Raw genomic sequence first — 24,790 nt, forward strand, 5'->3', positions numbered from 1 at the left:
TAATTACTTTTTAGTGTTGGCTTTATTTGCTAAATATTCATAAATGGCAATCTGAGAACGACAAATCGGCTTGTCATTATGAACATATTCGTTTTTTTCGTTCGCATCAATAATACGAGCTTTTACATTATCCGCAAGTTGGATATTCAAGATATCGATCACACATTGTTTTGCGTGAGCGTCATATAACGGCGTACCTACTTCAATGCGGCGGTCTAAGTTACGAGTCATCAAATCTGCGGATGAAATATATACGTCCGGATCGCCTTCATTTTCAAAATAATAAACGCGAGGGTGTTCTAAGAATCGATCTACGATACTGATAATATGAATATTTTCACTCAGATTTTTCATTCCGGCACGTAATGCGCACATACCTCGAATAATCATTTTTATCGTTACACCGGCTTGGCTGGCTTCGTACAGTAAATCAATAATTTCCTGATCGACCAAATTATTGATTTTAAAAATCATACCGCTTTTTTTGCCGTCTTTCGCATTTTTGATTTCTCGTCTTATCAATTCCGTTAAGTTTTTACGAACATTTACCGGAGAAACCAATAAATGATCAAACTTAATCGGATTAAAAGGCATTTCAATAAAACGGAAAACGTTTTTAACTTCTTTGGTAATTTTCGGGTTCTTCGTCAGTAGAGCAAAATCCGTATAAATTTTTGCGGTATTTTCATGGAAATTTCCTGTGCCTACGTGTGCGTATTCCATTAAATTGCCCTCTTCCATACGGCTGATTAAAAAGAGCTTGGAATGGATTTTAAAACCCGGCGATGAAAATACTACTTTGATATTATTATCGGTAAGCATTTTAGCCCAATGTATGTTCGCTTCTTCATCAAAACGAGCTTGTAATTCAATAATTACCGTAACCTTTTTACCGTTATTCGCCGCATTAATTAACGCTTGGATAATACGTGAGCGGGAAGCTACACGATATAAATTGATTTTTATCGAGATAACATTCGGATCAAACGAAACTTGGCGAAATAATTCACAAATCGCATCAAAACTATGGTACGGATAATAAAGCAAAATATCTCGTTTACTGATTGCATCTAAAATCGGGTAGCCTTCTTTAATTTGCGGATGACGAATCGGCGGTAACGGCGTATTGAGTAGTTCTTTTTTGCCGAGATCCGGAAATTGCAGTAGATGTTTGAAACTCAAATAACGTTCACCGGCCTCGATAGAGTCTAAATTACTCATATTCAAGCGTTCTTTGAGGAGTTTTAACAAATCTTTCGGCATTGTTTTTTCGTATAAAAATCGAACCGGTTGGGCGGCAATACGTTGTTTCAAGCTGGAAGACATTAACTCCAATAAACTATATTCCACCTCGGTAACCAAATCATATTCCGCATCGCGCGTCATACGAATGGAATAGACGGTAATTTCATCATAGTCAAAAGCGGAATTTGAGAAGATTTCATCCACACAAAAACGAATAATATTATCTAATAAAATAATGCGCTGATGGCGTTTGTAACGTTCTTTCGGCAATACGACAAAACGGGACAGTTTATATGAGGGAATCGGCAGCACAGCTAATTGGGAGGTTTTTTTGTTTTTCTTAAGTTCGACAATCAGGTTTGAATTGTGTGCGTTTAAAGATGCGGATAAATCAATTTCTTCATTTAAAATAATCGGAAAAATTTGTTGCTTAATTTCTTTTCGAAAATAGTCTTTCAACCAATCTTGGTGAAAAGTAGAAAGTTGGCTTTCATTAATTAAGAAGATTTGATGTTTTGCCAGGCGTAACATTAAACGATTATATAATTCCTCGAATTTTTCGTTTAACTGTTCCGTACGCTTTTGGATTTTCTTTAAATGAGATCGAATCTGCTTGGCGGGTAAAGACTCTTGTTTACGAATGATCAGTAATTGGTGTTTTAAATTGGCAAAGCGAACTTGATAAAATTCATCCAGATTAGAGGCGAAGATTCCTAAAAAACGAATACGTTCCAATAGCGGATTGCTTTCATCCGCCGCTTCTTGCAAAACACGCTCATTAAATGCCAACCAGCTTAATTCTTTTGCTGTATATCTTGCTTCTTTATGTTTATTTTTGAAAACTAACATTAAGTGTCCTCATTAAATATATTCATTTTTTGAGGACATTATTCTGACAAAAACTTATGACAGTTTAATGACTGCTAAACAGTGATATAGATTCCAAATGTCCGGTATGCGGAAACATATCGATCATTGCCGCTTTTTGCAGTTTATAACCGGCTTGAATCAGTTTTTCCGCATCTCTCACTAATGTGGCAGGATTACAGGACACATAGACGATTGTTTCGGGATTCAGTGCGGCTAAGTGATCCAAACAGAAAAATGCACCGTTACGTGCCGGATCTAATAAAACTTTGTTAAACGGTTCGCTTGCCCACGTTTTATCGGCAAAAGGTTCGTCTAGGTTGGTTTGGTAAAATGCTACGTTTTTTAGACCGCTTGTATCACGATTCTGCTTGGCTTGTGAAACCATCGGCTCAACACCTTCTACACCCACAACAAAGCCGGCTTGCTTGGCAATCGGCAAGGTGAAGTTGCCCATACCGCAGAATAAATCCAGTACTCGGTCTTGGGCGGAAAGATTAAGCCATTCCAACGCTTTATCCACCATTTTTTCATTTAAGTTGCCATTCACTTGAATGAAATCACGAATCGAAAAGCCCAGCTTAATACCGTGCATTTGATAGTAGGGCACTTCACCACTTAATTGAACGATGTCGTTTTCAGCGGTCATCACATACAATGAAAGTGAATGCCGTTCGGCAAATTGTTGCAAGTTTCGGCTGTCTTGCGGATGGAATTGCCCGACGTTACGCACCAACATCGCAATCGTATTATCCGCTTGAACCAGTTCAATATGCCCAAGCGTCTTTTTGTTCTGCCAAGTGTTAAATAGGCTTTGTAGCGGTTTGATAAGCTGAGAAAGCGGCTCGGCCAACACTTCACAATGTTCAAGCGGTATGATTTGGTTTGAATTTTGCATTCTAAAACCAATCGCTAACTGATTATTTTGTAACGCGATGCTGAGTTTTGCTCGGCGGCGATAGTTTTTATCGTGGCCGACAATCATCGGCTGAAACTCAATCGGCTGTGATTGCAGTTTTTGTAAACGTTGAAAAAGTGCACGCTGTTTGGCTTCTCGCTGTAAATCCAGCGGAATATGTTGCATTTGGCAGCCGCCGCATTTGCCGTAGAGCGCGCAGCTCGGCTGTTGGCGTTCGGCGGATGGCTTTAAAATTTTAACCGCTTTAGCCCGCCCGTATTGGCGTTTTTCTTCCAATATACGGATTTCAACTTGTTCGTTAGGTAAGGCGTTTTCGATAAACCACGTTTTACCGTTAATTTTTGCCACGCCTAAACCTTGGTAGTCCAAAGATTGAATGGTAACTGGCGGACAAGCGGTCGTTTTTGCCGATTTTTTTGCTTGCTGTTTTGCAGTTTTTTCAGAGTAGAACAGTGCCATTTTTAGTGTAAAATCAAATTCGTAAAGTCAGTTATTATATATGAAAAAGGGGAAAAGATGATTTCGAATGTTTGGACCGAACGTTTTTTGGCGGATAAACAGCGGGAACAAGACCACCGCTCGCCGTTTCAGCGAGATCGCGCGAGAATTTTACATTCCGAAGCCTTTCGTTGCCTACAAGCTAAAACACAAATTCATGCGGTTGGCGAAGACGATTTTTATCGTACGCGTTTGACTCATTCGCTCGAAGTGGCACAGATTGGCAGTAGTATCCGTGCCAAATTATTGCAAGACACACAAGGTTTTCAAGCGGTCGTTTCCGAGCAAAAATTTGCAAATTTTGCTGAAAATCTGACCGCTTTATTGCCGTCTCGCAGTTTGATTGAATCGCTTTGTTTCGCTCACGACATCGGGCATCCGCCGTTCGGACACGGCGGCGAGATGGCGCTTAATTATAAAATGCGAGAGTATGGCGGTTTTGAAGGCAATGCCCAGTCGTTTCGGATCGTTACCCAACTCGAGCCTTATACGCCGCAACACGGTATGAACCTCACGCGCAGAACCTTGTTGGGCATTATTAAATATCCGGCATTGCTTGAGGAAACCGAGCCGCAAATACGCCCGCAATTTGCCGAGTCGCCTTATATCAACCTGCACCAATTCAAAACCTGTAAAGGCATATTTAGCGATGATCAAACCTTTTTTGATTGGGTATTGGCGCCGTTAAGCGAGCAAGATCGTAAGTTGCTACGTACGATAAGTTTCAGCGAAGATCCGCTTGAACCGCATAAAACGCAATATAAATCGCTGGATTGCAGCATTATGGAACTTGCCGATGACATTGCCTACGGCGTACACGATTTGGAAGATGCGATTGCCGGCGGAATGGTCACGCCGCAATCGTGGCAACAGGCGGAGCAACAATTAGCGAAATGTTCTTCCGGCTGGATTAAAGCGATTTTACTGACCCTTAGCCAAAAATTATTTTCCCAACATCGCTATGAACGTAAAGATGTCATCGGGGCGTTGGTTAATTATTTTGTGACCAACGTAAAATGGCGAGAGCAGGCGGGTTTCGATGAGCCGTTATTACGTTTTAACGCTTATTTGCCGGACGATGTGAAATGTGTGCTGGAAATTTTAAAACGCTTTGTTTACCAATATGTGATTTGCGATGTGAAAACGCAGAGAGTGGAATATAAAGGGCAGCGAATTTTAATGGCGTTGTTTGATATGTTAAGCACCGATCCGGAGCGTTTATTACCACAAAATGTCGCATTACGTTGGCAACAATCGACACCGTCAAAACGCCCTCGGATAATTTGCGATTATCTGGCAGGTATGTCGGACGGACAGGCATTTAAGCTTTATCAAAGTTTATAAGCCGGTAATTTATCGGCTCGAAAATCCGAATTGTTTATTCGATAGCCGCTTTATTTATAAAGCGGTTTCTTTTCGCTGAAAATTTGCAAAATCACGTAAGAATCCGACCGCTTGAAGTGTGAAATTTGCTAGAATAGATAATAATTTATAAATAGGAGAAATAACCCCAAAATGTTCGTAGTAGGTCAGCGCTGGATTAGCGAATCAGAAAATAATTTAGGCTTAGGTATCGTAACAGCAAGTGATAATCGTACCGTTACCATTCAATTCCCGGCAGCAGAAGAAGAGCGTATTTATGCACTTTCGGTCGCCCCTTTAACAAGAGTACAATTTCAAAAAGGCGATCGAATCAATAGTGTAGAGGGGTGGCAGTTAGATGTTGAAGAGGTTGTTGAAAACCAAGGCTTTATTATCTATTTAGGTAAGCGAGCGGATTCCGGTGAAGAAGCGGTATTGCCTGAAATGCAGTTAGACCATAAAGTAAGCTTCAGCAAGCCGCAAGACCGTTTATTTTCAGCACAAATTGACCGTTCTGACCGTTTTGCTTTACGTTATCGAGCATTACAGCACCAACAAGCACAATTTCAATCGCCGTTACGTGGTATGCGAGGTATTCGTGCGAGCTTAATTCCGCACCAATTACATATTGCTAAAGAAGTCGGTCAGCGTGTTGCGCCTCGTGTGTTATTAGCGGATGAAGTCGGTTTAGGTAAAACCATTGAAGCGGGGATGATTTTACAGCAACAACTTTTCTCCGGCAGAGTAGAACGTGTATTAGTGCTTGTGCCGGAAAGCTTGCAACATCAATGGTTAGTTGAAATGTTACGTCGTTTCAACTTGAAATTCTCATTATTTGATGAAGAGCGTTGTAGCGATTTTGATAAAGCGGATGAAGACGGTAATGACGTCAGCGAAAACCCGTTTGATAGCGAATCGTTAGTCATCGCTTCAATCGACTGGTTGGAAAGTTCGCAGAATCGAGCTAAACAAGTCTTGGCAAGCAATTGGGATATGCTCATCGTGGATGAAGCGCATCACTTAGCATGGTCGGAAAACGAGCCGAGTGTCGGCTATCAATTTGTTGAGCGTTTATCCAAACAAACCCCGGCAGTATTGCTTCTCACTGCAACGCCTGAGCAATTAGGGCAAGAAAGCCATTTTGCCCGTTTAGCATTATTGGATGCGGATCGTTTCTATGATTACAACAGCTTTGTTGCCGAACAAAAAGATTACAAACCGGTGGCGGATGCGGTAGCAAGCTTACTGAATGACAAACCGTTAAGCAATGAAGAGCAAAATAGCATTGCGGAATTACTCAGTGAGAAAGATACCGAACCGATGTTTAAAGTGATCAATAGCGAAAAATCGAAAGAAAATGACCGCTTGCAAGTGCGTCAAGAATTGATTCGTGAGCTGATTGACCGACACGGTACCAGCCGAGTGTTATTCCGTAATACGCGCCAGGGCGTGAAGGGTTTCCCTCATCGTGTTTATCATCAAATTACCTTGGAAATGCCGAGTCAATATACCAATGCGTTAAAAGTGATGGGGATGATGGGCGGTGTAACCAAAGATGATCAGCTTTATCCGGAACGTTTATTCCAACGTATGAATCCGGCGGCAAAATGGGCGGATTTTGACCCTCGTATCGAATGGTTGATTACTTCCCTGAAAAATCACCGTGACGAGAAAATCTTAGTCATTTGTAAGCAAGCGGATACGGCAATTGCGCTTGAGCAAATTCTACGTGAACGTGAAGCTATTCGTTCGGCGGTGTTCCATGAAAAAATGTCGATTGTAGAACGAGACAGAGCTTCCGCTTATTTTGCACAAATGGAAGAGGGGGCTCAGGTCTTGATTAGTTCAAGTATCGGATCGGAAGGTCGTAACTTCCAATTCGCCAGCAATTTAGTGTTGTTCAATTTACCGGATAATCCGGACTTGTTGGAACAAAGTATTGGACGTTTAGACCGTATCGGTCAGAAAAATGATATTCAGATTCATGTACCATGTTTTGAAAATTCAATGCAGATGATATTAGCGACTTGGTATCATCAAGGTCTAAATGCGTTTGAAGAAACTTGCCCGATGGGTGCTGCGTTATTCCGTGAATTCGGCGAAGAGTTGGATATCTTCCTGAAGAACCCGCAAGCGGTCGGATTTGACGAATTTCTTGCAAAAACCTTTAAACGCCAACAACAGTTGAAAGCGGAATTGGAGCAAGGTCGAGATCGTTTACTTGAGCTCAATTCAAATGGCGGTGAAGCGGCACAGGAACTGGCTGAAGCGATCGCAAAAGAAGATAATAACCCGCATTTAGTCAATTTTGCTTTGAGTTTATTTGATGTTATCGGCTTAGAGCAGGAAGATTTAGGCGAGCAATCTATCGTGATTAGCCCGACCGGTCATATGCTTGTACCTGATTTCCCGGGCATTGCGGAAGACGGTACGACGGTCACCTTTGATCGTCAGCTTGCCTTAATGCGAGAAGATGTCGAGTTCTTAACTTGGGATCACCCAATGATTCGTAACGGTATTGATTTGATTACTTCCGGCGACATCGGTAAATCGGCAATTTCGTTACTGATTAATAAAAACTTACCGGCAGGTACTTTATTGCTTGAAGCGATTTATATGGTGGAAACACAAGCACCGAAAGGCTTGAATCTGACCCGTTTCTTACCGCCGACACCGGTACGTGTCCTATTAGATAATAAAGGTAACGATATGGCGGCTCAGGTGTCGTTTGCAGGGCTTGAAAAGCAGTTAAAACCGGTGAATAAACAAATGGCAAATAAAATTGCGAAGATGGCGCAAGCGGATATTAAGAAATTAATTAGTATCAGCGAGCAAAAAATCGCAGCCAAATTACCGGAATTAATCGAAAAAGCCAGCCAAGATGCGGATAGTACATTAAGTGCGGAATTGCACCGTTTGACCTCGTTACAAGCGGTGAATAAAAATATCCGTGCCGATGAAATTGAAGTATTGGAACAACAACGTGTCGAATCGCTGAATCAAATTGCATTAGCGAATTGGCGTTTAGACAGCTTACGTGTCATTGTAAGTAATAGAGAATAGCGTATTTATCACGGAATAGACGGAAACAAGGCAAGCGTGAATTTACAGAAAAAAGTTCAAAATTCACCGCTTGTTTCTTATATTCGTCCATTCCGTGTTTTTTATGGTAACAAAAATGGCATTAATTGAATATCATCCTCCGCTTGAACCGTTTTTAACGGAAGTTTATCGTGATAATCATATTTTAGTGATTAATAAACCGAGTGGGTTGCTTTCCGTACCGGGCAATCGTCCGGAGTATTATGACAGTGCAATGACCCGTGTACAGCAGAAATACGGCTTTACCGAACCGGCCCACCGTTTGGATATGGCAACCAGCGGTATTCTGTTATTTGCCCTCAGTAAAGCGGCGGAGAAAGAGTTAAAGCGTCAATTTCGTGAGAGAGAGCCGAAAAAGCATTATATTGCTTTGCTTTGGGGCAAATTAGGCGAAAAGGTTGGCGATACCGGCGAGATGAATTTTCCACTGATTTGTGACTGGGAAAATCGCCCTCGTCAGAAAATTTGCTATGAACGAGGTAAAAAGGCGATTACGCATTACGAAGTATTAGCGCATTTACCGAATAATACTACTCGAGTAAAACTCACCCCGATTACCGGTCGCTCACATCAGCTAAGAGTACATTCGCTTGCATTAGGACATCCAATTCTTGGGGATAAGTTTTATGCTAATCCGTTAGCCAAAAGTTTATCGCCTCGTTTGTGCTTGCATGCAGAATCATTATCGATTACCCATCCGATAACCGGCGAGCCGATGACTTTTACCGCTCAAGCGGAATTTTAATAAGCGTAATTCAAATTATTTTGTAAATAATATTTACATATGTTGAATAATTACTTACAATATTTTCGTTCTATAATAATCCACCCTTATTATAGAACGGGTCATTATCCAAATGACTTAGAAAATTTTATTCATTCCTAATATATTGGGCTAGGATTTACTCCTAGCCGTTTTTTTATACTAATAGTTGCTGATAATGATGTTTTAAGCAATTAATGTCTTGTAATAAGTCCAATCAAAATATTGTCCCGGATCGATTTTACGTTCCGGAGCGATATCACAATGCCCGGCAATCCGCTGTAAGTTAATTTGCGGATATTCATTCATCAATGCTTTGGTTAATTGCGCTAATGATTGATATTGCGCTTCGGTAAAGGGTTGGTTATTACTGCCTTCCAATTCAATCCCTATCGAATATTCGTTACATTTATCACGTCCATCAAACTCGGAAAGCCCGGCGTGCCATGCCATATCGTTGAAATTTACGTATTGAGTAATTTTGCCTTCTCGATTAATTAAGCAATGTGCCGAAACACGCAAATCTTTAATTTCTGCAAAATAAGGATGAATGGTCGGATCTAACTGTCCTTGAAAAAAATCATCGATAAAATTCTCACCGAATTGTTCCGGCGGTAGGCTAATATAATGAATAACCAGTAATGAAATGTCATTTTCTCGAGGTCGCGGATTAAAGTGTGGAGATGGAACTTGTCGTTGGTAAATTAATTTACCGTTTTGAATAGTAAGATTCATATTATGCCTTATAAGATGCCGGATAATGTTCGCTGAAATTACGATGACATTTCTGTGTTTTCCGTGCTATTCCGTGTTAAAATTAACGAATTAACGTATTGAAAAAAGAGAGAATTATGCTTAGTTACCGCCATAGCTTCCATGCAGGCAACCACGCCGATGTTGTGAAACATATTGTTCAGCTGTTGATTTTACAATCATTAAAACAGAAAGATAAGGGCTTTCTTTATCTTGATACCCACTCCGGTGTCGGCAGATACAGTCTCTTTAGTGCGGAATCGGAGAAAACCGGTGAATATTTAGAAGGCGTTGCTCGTTTATGGGAACGTACGGATTTACCGGAAGAAGTCGCATTATATATTGATGAACTGAAAAAAATTAATAAAGGTGAGAAATTACGTTATTACGCCGGTTCGCCGTTATTGGCGGTAAATCAGTTACGCCCGCAGGATCGTGCGATTTTAACCGAGTTACATCCGAACGATTTCCCGTTATTACGCCAAGAGTTTGCCAAGAAACCAAATGTGGTGACTAAGCGTGAAAACGGTTTTCAGCAATTAAAATCCGCATTACCGCCGCAAGAGCGTCGTGGCTTTGTGTTAATCGATCCGCCGTATGAATTAAAAGAAGATTATGAGTTGGTGGTAAAAGCAATTGAGGAAGGCTATAAACGTTTTGCTACGGGGATTTATGCGATTTGGTATCCGGTGGTGTTACGTCAGCATACTAAACGTATTGTGCGCGGTTTAGTGGATACCGGAATCCGTAAGATTCTAAAAATTGAATTTGCGGTACGTCCGGATTCGGATCAACGAGGTATGACCGCAAGCGGTATGATTGTGATTAACCCGCCTTGGCAATTGGAAAGCCAGATGAAAAAAGTACTTCCATATCTTGCGGAAGTGCTGGTTCCGGAAGGAACGGCATCTTGGACAGTGAGTTGGATCACGCCGGAATAATTTGATTAGCCGCAGATAACACAAATAAACGGAAGTTTCCGTGAAAAGCCGTGTTATCTGTGGTTTTTTTATATAAGGAAACAAAATGGAACAATATAAACACGATTTTATTGAATTTGCATTAAGCCGTAATGTTTTAAAATTCGGTGAATTTACCCTAAAGTCGGGTAGAAAAAGCCCTTACTTTTTTAATGCGGGCTTATTCAATACCGGTAGAGATCTTGCCAAACTCGGCGAGTTTTATGCGCAAGCGATTCAAGCATGCGGTCTAAATTTTGATGTCCTTTTCGGGCCGGCTTATAAAGGTATCCCGATTGCGACTACGGTTGCCGTTGCGTTAGTCAATCAATTTGATGTGGACAAACCTTGCTGTTTTAACCGTAAAGAAGCGAAAGATCACGGAGAAGGCGGTAATCTTATCGGTTCACCTTTAAAAGGGCGTATTTTATTGGTTGATGACGTAATTACCGCCGGCACGGCAATTCGTGAATCAATGGAAATTATCAATGCAAACCAAGCGGAATTAGCCGGTGTATTGATTGCGTTAAACCGCAAAGAAAAGGGCAAAGGCGAGCTTTCTGCGATTCAAGAAGTGGAACGTGATTACGGCTGCCAAGTTTTCTCAATCGTTGATTTTGACGATTTACTTTCATTTATCGAAAAATCCGAGCAATATGCACCGCATTTGGCTGCAATGAAAGCATACCGTGAACAATACGGCGTTTAATTATTATGAATTTTATTCATCATAAATACAGATAACTTTCATCTGAAAAAGCCTGAAGCGGGCTTGTTCGAAATTGAAATTTCCCTTAAATTAATCTCAGTGATAACAAATACGAATATACGGAGTAAAAATGGCACATAAAACATTACCTTTTCATGCGGATACGGTGGGTTCATATTTAAGAACCGATGCTTGGAAAAAAGCGCATGCAGACTACAAAGCAGGTTTGATTTCTCTCGAAGCACGAGATGCGATTGTTGAAGAAGAAGTTAAAAAATTAGTTGAAGCACAGTTAGAAGCCGGTATTCAAGTGGTAACTGACGGTGAGTTCCATCGTTCTTGGTGGCATATCGATTTCTTAGAAAATTTAAACGGTATCGAAGGTTATGTGCCTGAAAAAGCTTATGCGTTTAAAGGCGTAGCGGTACGTCCGTATAACACTCGTTGTTGCGGTAAAGTGTCTTGGAATCCAAATCACCCTTTCCTTGAACATTTCAAAAAATTCAACGCAATCGTTGCAGGCAGAGCGGTAGCAAAATTTACTATTCCAAGCCCGAACCAATTAATGTATCCGGTGCAATGGGATCACGGTGTTTATGCGACTCGTGAAGAATTTGCTAAAGATGTTCAGCAGGCTTATAAAGATGCGATTAAAGCATTCTATGACGCAGGTTGTCGTTACTTACAAATTGATGATGTATATTGGGGATCGCTCTGCAACAACTATCAACAACCGACCTTTGAAGTGGATAAAGCGCAAGCGGTTGCGAATATTCAAGCGATTTTAGCGGACAAACCGGCAGATTTAACCATTACTACCCACGTTTGTCGTGGTAACTATAAATCTTCTTATTTGTTAGAAGGCGCTTACGATCCAATCGCAGACGGTTTGTTCGGTCAAACCAATTATGACGGTTACTTCTTAGAATATGATGATGAACGTTCCGGCGGTTTTGAGCCGTTAAAACACTTTGCGAATAATAAAGGTCGTGTAGTGTTAGGTTTAGTGAGCTCAAAATTCCCTGAATTGGAAGATAAAGATGCGATCAAAGCACGTATTGCCGAAGCGGCGAAATATGTACCGCTTGAACAGCTTTGCTTAAGTCCGCAATGTGGCTTTGCTTCCACCGAAGAAGGCAATGTGATGACCGAAGCACAGCAATGGGCGAAAGTACGTCACGTGGAAGAAATTGCGAAAGAAGTGTGGGGCGAAGATTAATTTCGACTTCGCATAACTTTGCATAGATAGTGAGAAAAAAGTGAATTAGGCGTAATCCTAATTCACTTTTTTATCGTATAAGAGAAGTTATTTTAAACGCTCGAAGCCTTTTTCTAAATCTGCGATCAGATCTTCAACCGCTTCTAAGCCTACATGAATTCGAATCAATGTACCGTTTAATTTTCTTTCGATTGCCGGACGGATGCGAGCAATTTCTTCCGGTTGGTTAGCTAAGATGAGGGATTCAAAGCCGCCCCAAGAATATGCCATGGTAAATAGTTCAAAATGATCTAAAAAGTTAGCTAATTGTTCATCGTTTAACTTTTGGTTAAGTTCAAATGAAAACAGACCGCTTGCCCCTTTAAAATCTCGTTTGAAAAATTCGTGTCCCGGGCAGCTTGGTAAAGCAGGGTGGAATACCGCTTTTACTTCCGGGCGTTGTGCCAGCCATTGTGCCACCTGAATCGAACGTTCTTGATGCTCTTTTAAACGAATACCGAGCGTACGTAAGCCTCGTGCCGTGGTATAAGCTGAATCCGCATCGACCATTTGTCCCATTAAATATGAACGTTCGCGCAGCTGATCCCAACAACGCGCATTAGCTACCGCCGTGCCAATCATCACATCAGAGTGACCGACCAAATATTTAGTACCGGCTTGAATCGAAATATCAATGCCGAATTCAAGTGCAGGGAATAATACGCCGCCTGCCCAAGTGTTATCGATCATAATCACGATATCCGGATTGACGTCACGAGCAATTCGAACCAAAGTTGGGATATCCGGCACTTCCATTGTCAGTGAGCTTGGTGATTCTAAAAATAGCACTTTGGTATTCGGTTGAATTAATGCGCGAATGCCTTCACCAATGAGCGGGTCATAATAAGTGGTACTTACTCCGATATTTTTTAAGATGACGTTGCAGAAATCCTGGGTTGGCTCATAAGCCGCACCGGTCATTAATATGTGATCGCCTTGCGAGACAAAAGCTAAAATGGAATTGGTTACGGCTGCTGCACCGCACGGATAAAGATAACAGCCGGCTCCGCCTTCTAATTCACACATTGCATCTTGTAGGGCAAAATGAGTAAGCGTACCACGTCTGCCGTAAAATAATTCGCCTTTATAGCGATTGCGAGTGGCATTCTTTTTTTGTGCAACCGAGTCAAACACTAAAGAAGAGGCTCGTTGAACGACAGGATTCACAGAACCTTGGGTATAACGAGATTTACGTCCGGCATGGACTAACTTCGTTTCTAACTGAGAGAATTTTGACATTGTATTTCCTTATTATAGTTATAAAAAAGCGGTCGGATCTCCGCAAAATTTTGCAAAAATTCGACCGCTTGTAAAGATTATCTAAATACGCTACGGTACTGCGGTTTTGCTCGTTTAAACTGACTGAGCAAAACGATTACAAAGAACAGTGCAAAAATAGAAAATGCCACAATAAGCCATTCGGGCATACCAAGTCCGAACATTTCCCATTGTTTGTCACTACAATTGACCGGACCGGGTGCAAAAATGCTTGGAAACCATTGATCAAACGGCATTGTTTGTGGAAATTCCGGTTTAAACTCACATTGATTCCAAGGAGAAGGATTTGCTTGATAATCGTGATGTTTAATGGCGAGCGCAAGTCCTTTATATACGCTAAAGCCCCATAATAGCAATCCTAACCAACGGGTAAGGAAAAAGCGAGGTGAAATTGCACCGATTAGCCCGGCGATAAGCAATCCCAAAATAGCAAGACGCTCATAAACACACATTACGCAAGGAACTAATCCCATTCCGTATTGGAAATAAATACCGCTTGCTTCAAGTGCGAAAGCAATAAAAGCAAGCAGTAACCATGCAGTTCGATTTAATGAGAGTTCTTTAAAGTAACTGAGCATAATAGGTACCTTTAGTCTGAATCATTTTGCCATTGTACCCGATTTTATGCGGTTTTCGTAAAAAAAATCTCCCCATTTTTCAGAGGAGATTTTTTAATTATCGAGTAATTAGCCAACCCCAGCTAGTCATTAACTCGGTAAGTGGCGGCAGTAAAAATTCTAATGATAAGAATCCGATACCTGAAAGCACTATCGTATAAGGTAATGCCATATATAACATTTTTCCGTATGAAAGACGAATTAGCGGTGCAAACGGTGAAGTAAGCAAGAATAGGAATGCCGCTTGTCCGTTTGGTGTCGCGACAGACGGTAAGTTCGTACCGGTATTGATTGCCACCGCAATTAAATCGAATTGTTCGCGACTAATGATTGCCGATTCAAGCGCGGTTTTCGCTTCATTAATATATACCGTACCGACGAATACGTTATCGGAAATCATTGATAATAAACCGTTAAATACATAGAACAATGCCAATTGAGAATGAGGATCGGCAGACAGTACGAAACTGATAATCGGTTCAAATAGTTTCAAATCAACAATAACCGCTACAACGGTAAAGAACACTACGATTAAAGCGGTAAACGGCATCGGTTCTTGGAATGAACGACCGATTGCATGTTCGTCGGTAATACCGCAGAATGCCGTGCAGATAATAATGATGGTTAAACCGATAATACCGACATCGGCAAGATGGAGTGCCAAACCGACAATCAACCAAACGCCTGCTAACGCTTGAATTGCCATTTTTACGTGATCTTGTTGTGTCATACGTTGTTCTTTTAACAAGTTATAACGTGCAAGTACACCCCATACGCGGCGAGGTAAGCGCGCACCGTAACCGAAGAGTTTGAAATGTTCGAGCAATAGACAAGTAAGAATACCGCAAATTAATACCGGTAAACTGACTGGGAGAACACGTAATAAGAATTCCAAGAATCCCCATTCCGCTTGACCTGCGATAATTAAGTTTTGCGGTTCGCCAACCATGGTCATTACACCGCCTAAAGCACTACCTACGGCTGCGTGCATTAAAAGACTACGTAAAAACGCACGGAATTGCTCAAGAATCTCTTTATTCGTAATGATCTTTTCATCATTACTAATATCCGTAGAGTCTTCGAAGCTGTTACCTGAAGCAACTTTATGGTACACACCGTAGAAACCGGTACCGACACTAATAATAACGGCAATCACGGTTAAGGCATCTAAGAATGCGGATAGGAAAGCGGCACTTAAACAGAATGCGAGAGAAAGAATTTTCTTTGAATGGATAGCGATAAGCAATTTTGTGAATACATATAAAAGCAATTGCTTCATAAAGTAGATACCGGCAACCATGAACATTAATAATAAAATTACTTCAAAGTTTGCCATGATTTCTTCTTTAACATGATGAGCGGAAGTCATACCGATAACAACCGCTTCGATAGCTAATAAACCGCCCGGTTGTAACGGATAGCATTTTAATGCCATAGATAATGTGAAAATAAATTCGGCAACGAGTAACCAGCCGGCAACGAAAGGACTAATGAAAAAGTAAATCAAAGGATTAATGATTAAAAAAGCAATAATACAGATTTTATACCATTCGGGAGCTTTACCTAAAAAGCTTTTAAATATAGCGTTTGAGCTATCCATTAAGAACCTCCATTAAAATAATAAGTTTTGTTAATTGTAATCCAGTTTAGATTAAAGGATAATAGCTTTTAACTCATTTTTTATGAGTTTTTTTTTGATTTTAGATAAAAATCGTTTCTTTTTTTAATTTTTTGATCACTTTTGCGGAGCAGGGGATTTTATATCATGGACAATTCTTATATTTTAAAAGCTCAAAGTCCTGCAGCACTTGCAGAAGAATATATTGTCAGAAGTATTTGGAATAATAAATTTCCGGCAGGAACGGATTTACCTGCCGAACGTGAGTTGGCGGATAAAATCGGCGTAACGAGAACAACATTACGAGAGGTTTTGCAGAGACTGGCGCGTGACGGCTGGTTACATATTCAACATGGTAAGCCAACTCGAGTCAATGATGTGTGGGAAACGGCCGGGCCGAATATTATCGGTACGATTATTAAATTAGATAAATCATATCTTCCGGTAATTATTGCAAACGTGGTGTCATTGAGAACCCGTATGGCGGAATCTTATATTCCGGAAGCGGTAAAATTAAATGCGGAAGCGTGTACCGTATTTTTTAATCAATTGGATGACTTGCAAGATACGGCGGAAGCATTCGCAACTTTTGATTATAGTCTATTTAGGCAGTTTACTTTTACGGCGAACAAACCGGTATATGCCTTGATTTTAAATAGCTTCAAAGGTATGTATCATCAAGTTGCGAGTATTTTCTTTGCAGATCCGGTTTGTCGCCAATTGACGTTAAAATTCTATCGTGATTTGCTCACGGCTTGTCGAGAGAAAGATCATGAAAGAGCGGCAGCGGTTATGGCGCAAAATCGCCAATCAAGCAGCGAAATTTGGGGAAAACTTTTACAAAGTATTCCGGAAAATTTCGGTGAACTAAAATAGGATATGTTTTGAACGAAATTCTCTTAACTTTAGAACCACAGGATAATGCTCGTTTACAATCGCTTTGCGGTGCGTTCGATGAGCATTTAACTTTAATTGAAAAGAGCTTTAATCTGGTCATTGCTCGTAACGGTTTCTCTTTTTCGATTCAATCCGCTGAGGATAATCATTATTCGGCGACTTTGATTCAAAATGCGGCAAAGTTATTGAAACAACTTTATAACGATACCGCGCCGATTAAAGGTAAAATTAAAGAACTTGATTTGGAAGACATTCATTTGGCGATTCAAGAAAGTCGAATGTTATTGCAAAATCAATGGGTATCCGGTTCTCAAGGCGAGATTTCAATTAAAACGAAACGGGGAGTTATTAAACCTCGAGGCGAGCATCAGCAAGCCTATTTAAGAAATATTCTAAGTCACGATATTAGTTTCGGTATCGGACCTGCGGGAACGGGGAAAACCTTTCTTGCGGTAGCGGCGGCGGTAGAATCATTAGAACGACAAGAAATTCGCCGTATTTTACTTACTCGTCCTGCCGTTGAAGCGGGCGAAAAATTAGGTTTTTTACCCGGCGATCTCGGGCAGAAAATCGAGCCCTATTTAAGACCGTTGTATGATGCGTTATTTGAAATGTTAGGTTTTGAGAAAGCGCAAAAACTTATGGAACGCAATGTAATTGAAATCGCACCGCTTGCTTATATGCGCGGGCGCACTTTAAACGATGCGTTTATTATTTTAGACGAAAGCCAAAATACTACGACGGAACAAATGAAAATGTTCTTAACACGTATCGGCTTTAATTCAAAGGCGGTTATTACAGGCGATATTACCCAAGTCGATTTGCCTCGTAGTCAAAAATCAGGTTTAAAACACGCGATGGAAGTGCTGAAAGATGTGCCTGATCTCAGTTTTAATTATTTTGACAGCCATGATATTGTGCGTCATCCGGTGGTGGCTAAAATTGTACAAGCCTATGATGTTTGGGAAGCGGAAGACGAACAGCGTCGCGAGCAACGTCGTTTGGAAAAACTCGCTTTGGAACAACAGAAAATTTTAGAACAAGCGGAACAACTTTAAAGATTGAAAAAAGCAGCGTTTTTATACGCTGCTTTTTTACTTTAAATCCAAGCTAATTGACGTAAGATAAATAAGCCTAAGCTGGCGGTAAATATTGAGCCGATAGTGGTTATACCGATTAAATTTGCCGCACCTTTTCCATTCCCACCATAAGCTCGTACCATCGCATAAGTTGCCGCGGCAACCGGAGCCGTAGCCGTCAGAAACAAAATGCCGAGTTGCATCGGGTTCAGTACAAATACCCACTTACCTAAGATAAATAAGAAAAGCGGAGCCAATATCAAGCGTGAAAATGATGCATAGAGTACCACGCGAGTTAATTCACTTTCTTCCGTTTGTTGGCGGAATTGGCTTAATGCTTTGAAATCTAAAGTCGCACCAATACAGATTAACGCCATCGGCAAGGTGATATTAGCGAGTGATTGCGCCGTTTGCATAAGGGGCTTAGGAATCTGAATCTGTAAGTAATTTACCACTATTCCAAGTACGATCGCTTGAATCAACGGGTTCTTCGCAACCGCCGAAGCAAGTTTGCTTGCATTCGGTTTCTGATCACTTAACGAATTTAAAATAGTAATAACACTCAATACATTAAATAAAATCACTAATGAAGCGGTATAAATTGAAACGGTGGCAAGTCCTGCTTCTCCATAGGCATTAATAGTGAGAGCAAGCCCTAAAATTGCCGCATTCGTACGAAAAACGCCTTGAGTAAAAATACAACGATAACCACGCTCACGGATATATTTAGCCGCCCACCATTCCGCTATCAGATAAATAATTAACGTACCGCTTAGGCCTGCAAAAATTAAATTAAGATCTTTTGAATAATCTAACGGACTTTTTACTACATTTAAAAATAGCATTGTCGGTAAAGCGAAATTAAACATCACTTTTGATGCGGTGTTACAAAAGGCATCATCTACAAATTTGCGACGACGTAAAAAAATACCCAATAACATTAAAAGAATAGTCGGTAGCATTACCCCTATACTAAATTGCAAAGATTCGAAAAACATAATCTAGCTCCCGAGTAAAAAAATAAGCGGTCAAATTTGCAAAATTTTTTACAAATCCAACCGCTTGCAATTAAAGCCCCGCTTTAAGGCTGGCTTCAATAAATTTGTCTAAATCACCGTCAAGTACCGCTTGGGTATTACGGTTTTCAACACCGGTACGCAAATCTTTAATGCGTGAATCATCTAATACGTATGAACGAATTTGGCTGCCCCAGCCGATATCCGATTTACTTTCTTCCATCGCTTGTTTTTCCGCATTCTTTTTCATCATTTCCATCTCGTATAATTTTGCTTTAAGCTGCTTCATACATTGATCTTTGTTCTGATGTTGTGAACGACCATTCTGGCATTGCACCACAATACCGGATGGAATATGGGTAATACGCACCGCCGATTCGGTTTTATTAACGTGCTGACCTCCCGCACCGGACGCTCGGTACACATCAATACGTAAATCCGCCGGATTGATTTCGATATCAATATCATCATCAATTTCCGGATACACGAAAGCAGCCGCAAATGAAGTATGGCGGCGGTTATTCGAATCAAATGGCGATTTACGCACCAAACGGTGAATACCGGTTTCGGTACGCAACCAGCCGAACGCATATTCGCCGGTGATTTTAACGGTTGCCGATTTTAAACCGGCTACATCACCGTCTGAAACCTCAATTAATTCGGTTTTAAAGCCTTTGCTTTCCGCCCAACGTAAATACATACGTAGTAACATTTCCGTCCAGTCTTGCGCTTCCGTACCGCCTGATCCGGCTTGTAAATCGACATAACAATCCGCCGCATCGTGCTGACCGCTAAACATACGTTGGAATTCAAGTTTCGCTAATTTTTCTTCTAATTCGTTGGCTTCTACTTGTGCTTCATTAAACGTATCTTCATCTTCCGCTTCTACGGCTAATTCGATTAAGCCTTCAACATCTTCCACACCTTGATCTAGTGTACGGATCGTATTGACCACCATTTCTAACGCAGAGCGTTCTTTACCTAACGCTTGTGCTTTTTCCGGCGTATTCCAAATTTCCGGCTGTTCTAATTCGGCATTAACTTCTTCTAAACGCTCGACTTTGGCATCAAAGTCAAAGATACCCCCGAAGTACATTAGTACGCTCGGTTAAATCGGCTAATTGAGTTTTAATTGGATTCAGTTCAAACATTATTTTTCCCTCTTTTAAAATTGACCGAGAATTATAGCTCAAGCGGTCATTTTTTTGGGGATTTTTGCAAAAAATTGCTCAAATTTAACCGCTTGCCATTGCTATAATAAATAAAAAAACAAAGGAATAAATTATGCCTAAACGTCCCCAAAATATTCATAATACCCTTTTCCAATTGGAAATCTTACGTCGTATTCCAAAGGGAAAAGGGCGTTACATTACTGCAAAGCAATTACATTCCCAATTAGAAGAACTTGGTTTCGATAAAGATATTCGTACCGTACAGAGAACATTAAATATTTTGTGTGAACATTTTGATATTGAAAAAGATGATCGTGATATTCAGCACGCTTACCGTTGGAAAGAACAAGCGAAAGGACTGGCAATTTCTACATTAACTGCTCACGAATCTTTATTATTAATGTTGGCGGAGGAACATTTAAAGAATTTGTTGCCGGCGAATTTAATGAAATCACTCAAACCGTTTTTTGATGAAGCACGTTATCAAAAACAATTTGGTAAAGAAACGCTTGAATATAAATGGTTGGATAAAGTCAGCAGCGTACCGACCAGCCAGCCATTACTTCCTGCGAAAGTTTCTCCTGATATTTTTGAAGCAGTCAGTTCTGCATTATTTGAAAATAAATTGCTGAATGTCGAATATCAGAATCAGCACGGTAAGAAAAATAAAGCACAAGTGATGCCACTTGCTTTGGTTCAACAAGGGGGGGCAATGTATTTGGTTGTGCAATATGAGGGGTTTGAAAATTATCGTCATCTTGCTTTACATCGTATTAAAAAAGCAACAGTTTCGACTTTTAGTTTTGAATATCCGAAAGATTTTAATCTTAAACATTATCAAGAACAGGGGAATTTCGGTTTTGGTGATGGCAGTATGGTTAAATTGACTTTCTCTATTTCTCATTCTGCAGGTTTTCACTTAACTGAAACACCGCTTTCAAAAGATCAGCAAATTTTAGAAGAAACCGAAGCGTTTTACCGAATCCAAGCTACTGTTCCCGATAATGAAATGCTAACTTGGTGGATTCGTAAATTTGGGGAGGATATTTGGGATATTAAAAGAGAAGCAATTTCAGAGTAATTAAGAATAAATCAAGCGGTAAGATTTACAATAAATCTTACCGCTTAACTTTAACGTTTTAACATATGCATTATTAATCTAATTAAAGTTTCTTTCTGCTTTGGATCGGATTCAGCAACTAATAATGTGAGTGCAGCAAGCCCAGTATCGTTAATAATTGGAATATTGTTTTGATTAAATAAGCGTTGATTTCTATGTAGAAAATCGACAAATAAGAAAGCGCCACTTCGTTTATTTCCATCAGCAAACGGGTGATTTTTGACGACAAAGTAGAGTAAATGTGCTGCTTTTGCCTCAATACTTGGATAAGCAGGCTCACCGAATACGGTTTGTTCAAGATTACCTAAAATAGCGGAAAGTCCGTTATCTCTCTCAAGCCCGAATAACTCGGAGGCTTCTCCTCGAACCATTAATTGTTGCTTTAATTCGTGTAATGCTTGTTTAGCCTGTTCAATGGTCGGTAATTTTCCTCCGACTTGAACTTTAGGTTCGATTAGCAATCCTTCATCATATTGTTGCAACCATAAAAACGTATGGGTATAACGGCTAACAATATCCACTAAACCTCGCCCGCTTTCAATCGTTAGTTCCGAAGAGTTTGCCGTTTTTTGAATTAAGGCTAATGCTTGCTCTAATTCATAGGCATTTTGTTGCAAACGTTTTTGATTAATAGCATAACCTTTTGTTAAATAATCTTTTAAACGAGTGGTCGCCCAAATACGAAATTGAGTGGCGGATTTGGATTTTACACGATAGCCAACAGAAATGATGGCATCAAGATTATAGTGTTTGACTTGTCTGGTAACTTTACGATTACCCTCCAATCGAACTACCGAGAAATCCTTGGTAGTTCGATTTTCTTCTAGTTCTTTCTCATTAAAAATATTCTTTAAATGTAAACTGATATTATCCGTTGAGGTTTCAAAAATCTTCGCCATTTGGGCTTGTGAAAGCCAAACGTTTTCATTTTCAAAGCGAACTTCAACTTGAGTTGATCCGTCTTCAGCTTGATAGATTTCGATTGGGTTTGTCATATTTCTCTCCTTTTATTGACATCATTACCTTAGTGGAATATGCAGAAATATATTTGAGTAGTTTTGCAATGTAGATCGAGGATTTACAAAAAATGAGTAAAATTGATTCCCTTGTTGTAAGAGATTAGAATTTATATTATTCTTGAATAGAATATGATTTATTGCGACACAATGTGTCGTAGCGATGAGTATAATAATTTTAATATTTTTTTATGGTAGGTATTTAGTTAAGGGTATTTTTATGAAATACGAAGAAGATTTATCTCTTAGAGAAAAGTTAGAAAATCGTTATGCTACGATTTTAGAAAATCACGTTTCTTTGGTGGAAAAGATCCGTTCTTCAGGGAATTGGTCTAATATTCATTTAGGTTTTGTACCGGATGGGTACTCTAACGTGCCAGAAAATCGTCGTATTTTAGTTATTGGAAGAGAAACAAGAGGTTGGTTTTCTGAAAAAAACTATCAAAAATATGGTTTAGCGGAAGTTAAATATATGGTTGATAAGAGTAAGGAGTATTTTGATAAGACAGCTAATCCGAAGAAAACAGGAAAAGGAAAGACGTTTTTTCATTTTATCCGTAAATTAACGAGAAATTTTAATGAGAAAGGTATTTTATGGGGGAATTTATACGCTTTTGATTTTAAAAAAGGTGATCCTAAAAAGAATAATGAGGGGATTTCTATTTTAGAATTAGAAATGCTGTCAGCTGAATTATTAAAGGCTCAAATTGAAATTTTAAAACCTCGTATTATTATTTTTGCTACAGGTAACGGTGGAGTAGATTCCAGAAAACGTACGTTTAATTTAGATTTTTCAGGCAAAGATGAGTTTTATGATAAGTCGGGGAATCTTTTACCTAAAAAATATGTAGAATTTTTTAAATTTTCCGAGCAAGCAGAACATAATGAAATTTATTCAACCATAGACGGTTATCGAATTAGACATCCTAGCTCAAGATATAAAAAAGATAGTTATGCTAGGGACAGTTTGGTTAAGCACTTGCTGAATAAAAATTGTTAGTAAGATTTATAAAAATGTTGTACTACATTTTTAAATTAAAGCTTGGGAGTAAATAATGAATAAAAATTTACCAAAAGTGGTGGTTTTAACTGGGGCGGGGATTTCTGCGGAATCAGGGATTGAAACTTTCCGAGCTAGCACCGGATTATGGGAAAATCATAAAGTCGATGATGTTGCAACCCCTGAAGGATTTATGCGTAATCCTGAATTAGTACAACGTTTTTATAATGCACGCCGGGCAAGGTTATTTGATGCAGATGTGCAACCTAATGCAGCACATTTAGCTTTAGCAGAATTAGAAGAAAAGCTAGGCGATAATTTCTTATTAGTCACACAAAATGTGGATAATTTACACGAACGTGCGGGCAGTAAACGTGTTGTACATATGCACGGAGAACTGCTTAAAGTACGTTGTGTAAGAAAGGGAACGGTATATGACTGGCAAGAAGATATTACGGATGAGAGCCTGTGCCAATGCTGCCAGCCTCCTCAAAAATTACGCCCACATATCGTTTGGTTTGGGGAAATGCCACTACAAATGAATCGTATTGAAGATGCTTTATGGGAATGTGATTACTTTATCTCGATTGGTACTTCTGGTAATGTTTATCCGGCAGCAGGCTTTGTGAATATTGCGGATCGAGCCGGTGCTGTGACGGTGGAGCTGAATTTAGAACCGAGTGAAAAACATTCCTCATTTCATAGTAGCCAGCAGGGAAAAGCAACTGAAATTGTGCCAAAATTTGTGAAAGAATTATTGGGTAAATATGTTTAATATTTATTTTACTCAACAATCGGCTAAACATAAAAGAGTAAACCAAGATGCGTTATTTAATGGCATTGAGGTTTACCAAAATATTTTGAAATTAGCAGAAAAGGTCATGTTGCAGAAAGAATCTGTAATTATCGGTATTGCTGATGGGGTTTCTCATAGCCCAAACTCCCAGCTAGCAAGCCGATTTTTTATGAATCAATTAAAAACTTGCGAAAGTCTTTCCGCTTCTTGGTTAGGTTATCAACATAAATTATTTTGCGAAACTTATTCAGAGAAATATTTAGGTAATGCGACTACATTCGTAGCTTGCCAAATAGATAATGATGGATTAGTTAATTTAATTAATGTTGGTAATAGTCGAGCATATAAAATCTCAGAGAATGGAAAATGGCAACAGATAAGCCAAGATCATACTTTAATTTCAAGATTAAAAGCAGATGGAATCGCAATAGAGGATGTGGAGTATTCCGGTCTATATAATGGATTGGAGTCTTGCTTAATTGCAGACTTTGAAGAAACGGATTTTCAAATTTTTTCACATACCTTTTATTTACAACAAGATGAAGTTATTTTGCTTTGTTCTGATGGGCTGACTGATTTTATCCCAGAGAAGGTTCGAGAACAGATTTGGCAACAGTATGAAAATATTGAAGAAAAAATTACCGCTTATAGAAAGTATGCAAAACGACAAAGATTTAATGATGATTTCTCAGTGATTGTATGTAGAAGATAATCCCTCTTTTGAGGGCTTTGTTTTACAAAAAATT

The 24,790-nt window shown here is 39.7% G+C and carries 21 protein-coding genes; 12 read left to right on the forward strand and 9 right to left on the reverse strand.

Going from position 1 to position 24,790, the window contains the following annotated elements; all coding sequences use genetic code 11:
- Nucleotides 1–3: 3 nt before the first annotated feature.
- Together ppk1 and rlmD are read right to left on the reverse strand one after the other, a co-directional pair.
- Complete coding sequence (ppk1, locus tag NYR63_RS01705) at nt 4–2,094, reverse strand: polyphosphate kinase 1 (RefSeq protein ID WP_279457883.1); 2,091 nt, start codon at nt 2,092–2,094, stop codon at nt 4–6.
- 64 nt (nt 2,095–2,158) lie between these two features.
- A complete protein-coding gene (gene rlmD / locus NYR63_RS01710; RefSeq protein ID WP_279457884.1) occupies nt 2,159–3,490 on the reverse strand; it encodes a 23S rRNA (uracil(1939)-C(5))-methyltransferase RlmD in 1,332 nt (443 codons plus the stop codon).
- Nucleotides 3,491–3,547: 57 nt separating this feature from the next.
- Here rlmD and NYR63_RS01715 point away from each other — a divergent pair, with 57 nt between their 5' ends.
- From NYR63_RS01715 to rluA, 3 genes are all read left to right on the forward strand, one after another.
- Complete coding sequence (locus NYR63_RS01715) at nt 3,548–4,873, forward strand: anti-phage deoxyguanosine triphosphatase (RefSeq protein WP_279457886.1); 1,326 nt, start codon at nt 3,548–3,550, stop codon at nt 4,871–4,873.
- A gap of 171 nt (nt 4,874–5,044) precedes the next feature.
- Nucleotides 5,045–7,954 carry an RNA polymerase-associated protein RapA gene (rapA, locus tag NYR63_RS01720; RefSeq protein ID WP_279457887.1) on the forward strand — a complete coding sequence of 970 codons (2,910 nt, stop codon included), beginning with the start codon at nt 5,045–5,047 and terminating at the stop codon, nt 7,952–7,954.
- Nucleotides 7,955–8,069: 115 nt separating this feature from the next.
- Nucleotides 8,070–8,738: a bifunctional tRNA pseudouridine(32) synthase/23S rRNA pseudouridine(746) synthase RluA gene (gene rluA, locus NYR63_RS01725; protein ID WP_279457888.1), complete on the forward strand. Its 669-nt coding sequence runs from the start codon at nt 8,070–8,072 to the stop codon at nt 8,736–8,738.
- A 204-nt stretch (nt 8,739–8,942) separates the two neighbouring features.
- On the opposite strand, the gene ampD is transcribed toward rluA, so the two are convergent.
- A complete protein-coding gene (ampD, locus tag NYR63_RS01730; RefSeq protein WP_279457889.1) occupies nt 8,943–9,491 on the reverse strand; it encodes a 1,6-anhydro-N-acetylmuramyl-L-alanine amidase AmpD in 549 nt (182 codons plus the stop codon).
- Nucleotides 9,492–9,607: 116 nt separating this feature from the next.
- Here ampD and NYR63_RS01735 point away from each other — a divergent pair, with 116 nt between their 5' ends.
- From NYR63_RS01735 to NYR63_RS01745, 3 genes are all read left to right on the forward strand, one after another.
- On the forward strand, nt 9,608–10,450 hold the full coding sequence (locus NYR63_RS01735) for a 23S rRNA (adenine(2030)-N(6))-methyltransferase RlmJ (RefSeq protein WP_279457890.1): 843 nt from the start codon (nt 9,608–9,610) through the stop codon (nt 10,448–10,450).
- 85 nt (nt 10,451–10,535) lie between these two features.
- On the forward strand, nt 10,536–11,177 hold the full coding sequence (gene pyrE, locus NYR63_RS01740; protein WP_279457891.1) for an orotate phosphoribosyltransferase: 642 nt from the start codon (nt 10,536–10,538) through the stop codon (nt 11,175–11,177).
- Between the two features lie 130 nt (nt 11,178–11,307).
- Nucleotides 11,308–12,396: a 5-methyltetrahydropteroyltriglutamate--homocysteine S-methyltransferase gene (locus NYR63_RS01745; RefSeq protein WP_279457892.1), complete on the forward strand. Its 1,089-nt coding sequence runs from the start codon at nt 11,308–11,310 to the stop codon at nt 12,394–12,396.
- An 87-nt stretch (nt 12,397–12,483) separates the two neighbouring features.
- On the opposite strand, the gene metC is transcribed toward NYR63_RS01745, so the two are convergent.
- The 3 genes from metC to nhaB form a co-directional block, all read right to left on the reverse strand.
- Nucleotides 12,484–13,674: a cystathionine beta-lyase gene (gene metC, locus NYR63_RS01750; RefSeq protein WP_279457893.1), complete on the reverse strand. Its 1,191-nt coding sequence runs from the start codon at nt 13,672–13,674 to the stop codon at nt 12,484–12,486.
- A gap of 77 nt (nt 13,675–13,751) precedes the next feature.
- Nucleotides 13,752–14,291: a disulfide bond formation protein DsbB gene (gene dsbB, locus NYR63_RS01755; protein WP_279457894.1), complete on the reverse strand. Its 540-nt coding sequence runs from the start codon at nt 14,289–14,291 to the stop codon at nt 13,752–13,754.
- A 97-nt stretch (nt 14,292–14,388) separates the two neighbouring features.
- Entirely contained in the window at nt 14,389–15,930 is a 1,542-nt protein-coding gene (gene nhaB, locus NYR63_RS01760) for a sodium/proton antiporter NhaB (protein ID WP_279457895.1), read from the reverse strand.
- 165 nt (nt 15,931–16,095) lie between these two features.
- On the opposite strand from nhaB, the gene fadR reads away from it, so the two are divergent.
- Nucleotides 16,096–16,824, forward strand: a complete 729-nt coding sequence (gene fadR / locus NYR63_RS01765; protein WP_279457896.1) for a fatty acid metabolism transcriptional regulator FadR — start codon at nt 16,096–16,098, stop codon at nt 16,822–16,824.
- 8 nt (nt 16,825–16,832) lie between these two features.
- On the forward strand, nt 16,833–17,903 hold the full coding sequence (locus NYR63_RS01770) for a PhoH family protein (RefSeq protein WP_279457897.1): 1,071 nt from the start codon (nt 16,833–16,835) through the stop codon (nt 17,901–17,903).
- Between the two features lie 41 nt (nt 17,904–17,944).
- Here the strand turns inward: NYR63_RS01770 and NYR63_RS01775 are convergent, their stop codons facing one another.
- A complete protein-coding gene (locus NYR63_RS01775; RefSeq protein WP_279457898.1) occupies nt 17,945–18,922 on the reverse strand; it encodes an AEC family transporter in 978 nt (325 codons plus the stop codon).
- Nucleotides 18,923–18,992: 70 nt separating this feature from the next.
- Nucleotides 18,993–20,091, reverse strand: a protein-coding gene (gene prfB / locus NYR63_RS01780; protein ID WP_279457899.1) for a peptide chain release factor 2 whose coding sequence is annotated in 2 segments (ribosomal slippage) — nt 18,993–20,015 and nt 20,017–20,091 — 1,098 coding nt in all. Because the reading frame shifts where the segments join, the coding sequence is not laid out codon by codon here.
- Between the two features lie 133 nt (nt 20,092–20,224).
- Between prfB and NYR63_RS01785 the strand changes: the two genes are divergently transcribed.
- The gene (locus NYR63_RS01785; protein ID WP_279457900.1) at nt 20,225–21,193 is read left to right on the forward strand and encodes a helix-turn-helix transcriptional regulator; all 969 of its coding nucleotides are present in this window, start codon (nt 20,225–20,227) and stop codon (nt 21,191–21,193) included.
- A gap of 50 nt (nt 21,194–21,243) precedes the next feature.
- Here NYR63_RS01785 and NYR63_RS01790 read toward each other — a convergent pair whose 3' ends face one another.
- Nucleotides 21,244–22,227: a virulence protein RhuM/Fic/DOC family protein gene (locus NYR63_RS01790; protein WP_279457901.1), complete on the reverse strand. Its 984-nt coding sequence runs from the start codon at nt 22,225–22,227 to the stop codon at nt 21,244–21,246.
- Between the two features lie 241 nt (nt 22,228–22,468).
- On the opposite strand from NYR63_RS01790, the gene NYR63_RS01795 reads away from it, so the two are divergent.
- From NYR63_RS01795 to NYR63_RS01805, 3 genes are read left to right on the forward strand one after another with little or no spacing between them, the layout of a single operon-like run.
- The gene (locus NYR63_RS01795; protein WP_279457903.1) at nt 22,469–23,248 is read left to right on the forward strand and encodes a glucose-6-phosphate dehydrogenase; all 780 of its coding nucleotides are present in this window, start codon (nt 22,469–22,471) and stop codon (nt 23,246–23,248) included.
- Between the two features lie 55 nt (nt 23,249–23,303).
- On the forward strand, nt 23,304–24,023 hold the full coding sequence (gene cobB / locus NYR63_RS01800; protein WP_279457905.1) for a Sir2 family NAD+-dependent deacetylase: 720 nt from the start codon (nt 23,304–23,306) through the stop codon (nt 24,021–24,023).
- Entirely contained in the window at nt 24,016–24,756 is a 741-nt protein-coding gene (locus NYR63_RS01805) for a PP2C family protein-serine/threonine phosphatase (protein WP_279457906.1), read from the forward strand. Before cobB ends, NYR63_RS01805 begins: the two co-directional genes overlap by 8 nt.
- Nucleotides 24,757–24,790 lie beyond the last annotated feature (34 nt).

Origin of the sequence: Actinobacillus genomosp. 1 (genome assembly GCF_029774175.1) — a bacterium.
Classification (GTDB): domain Bacteria; phylum Pseudomonadota; class Gammaproteobacteria; order Enterobacterales; family Pasteurellaceae; genus Actinobacillus.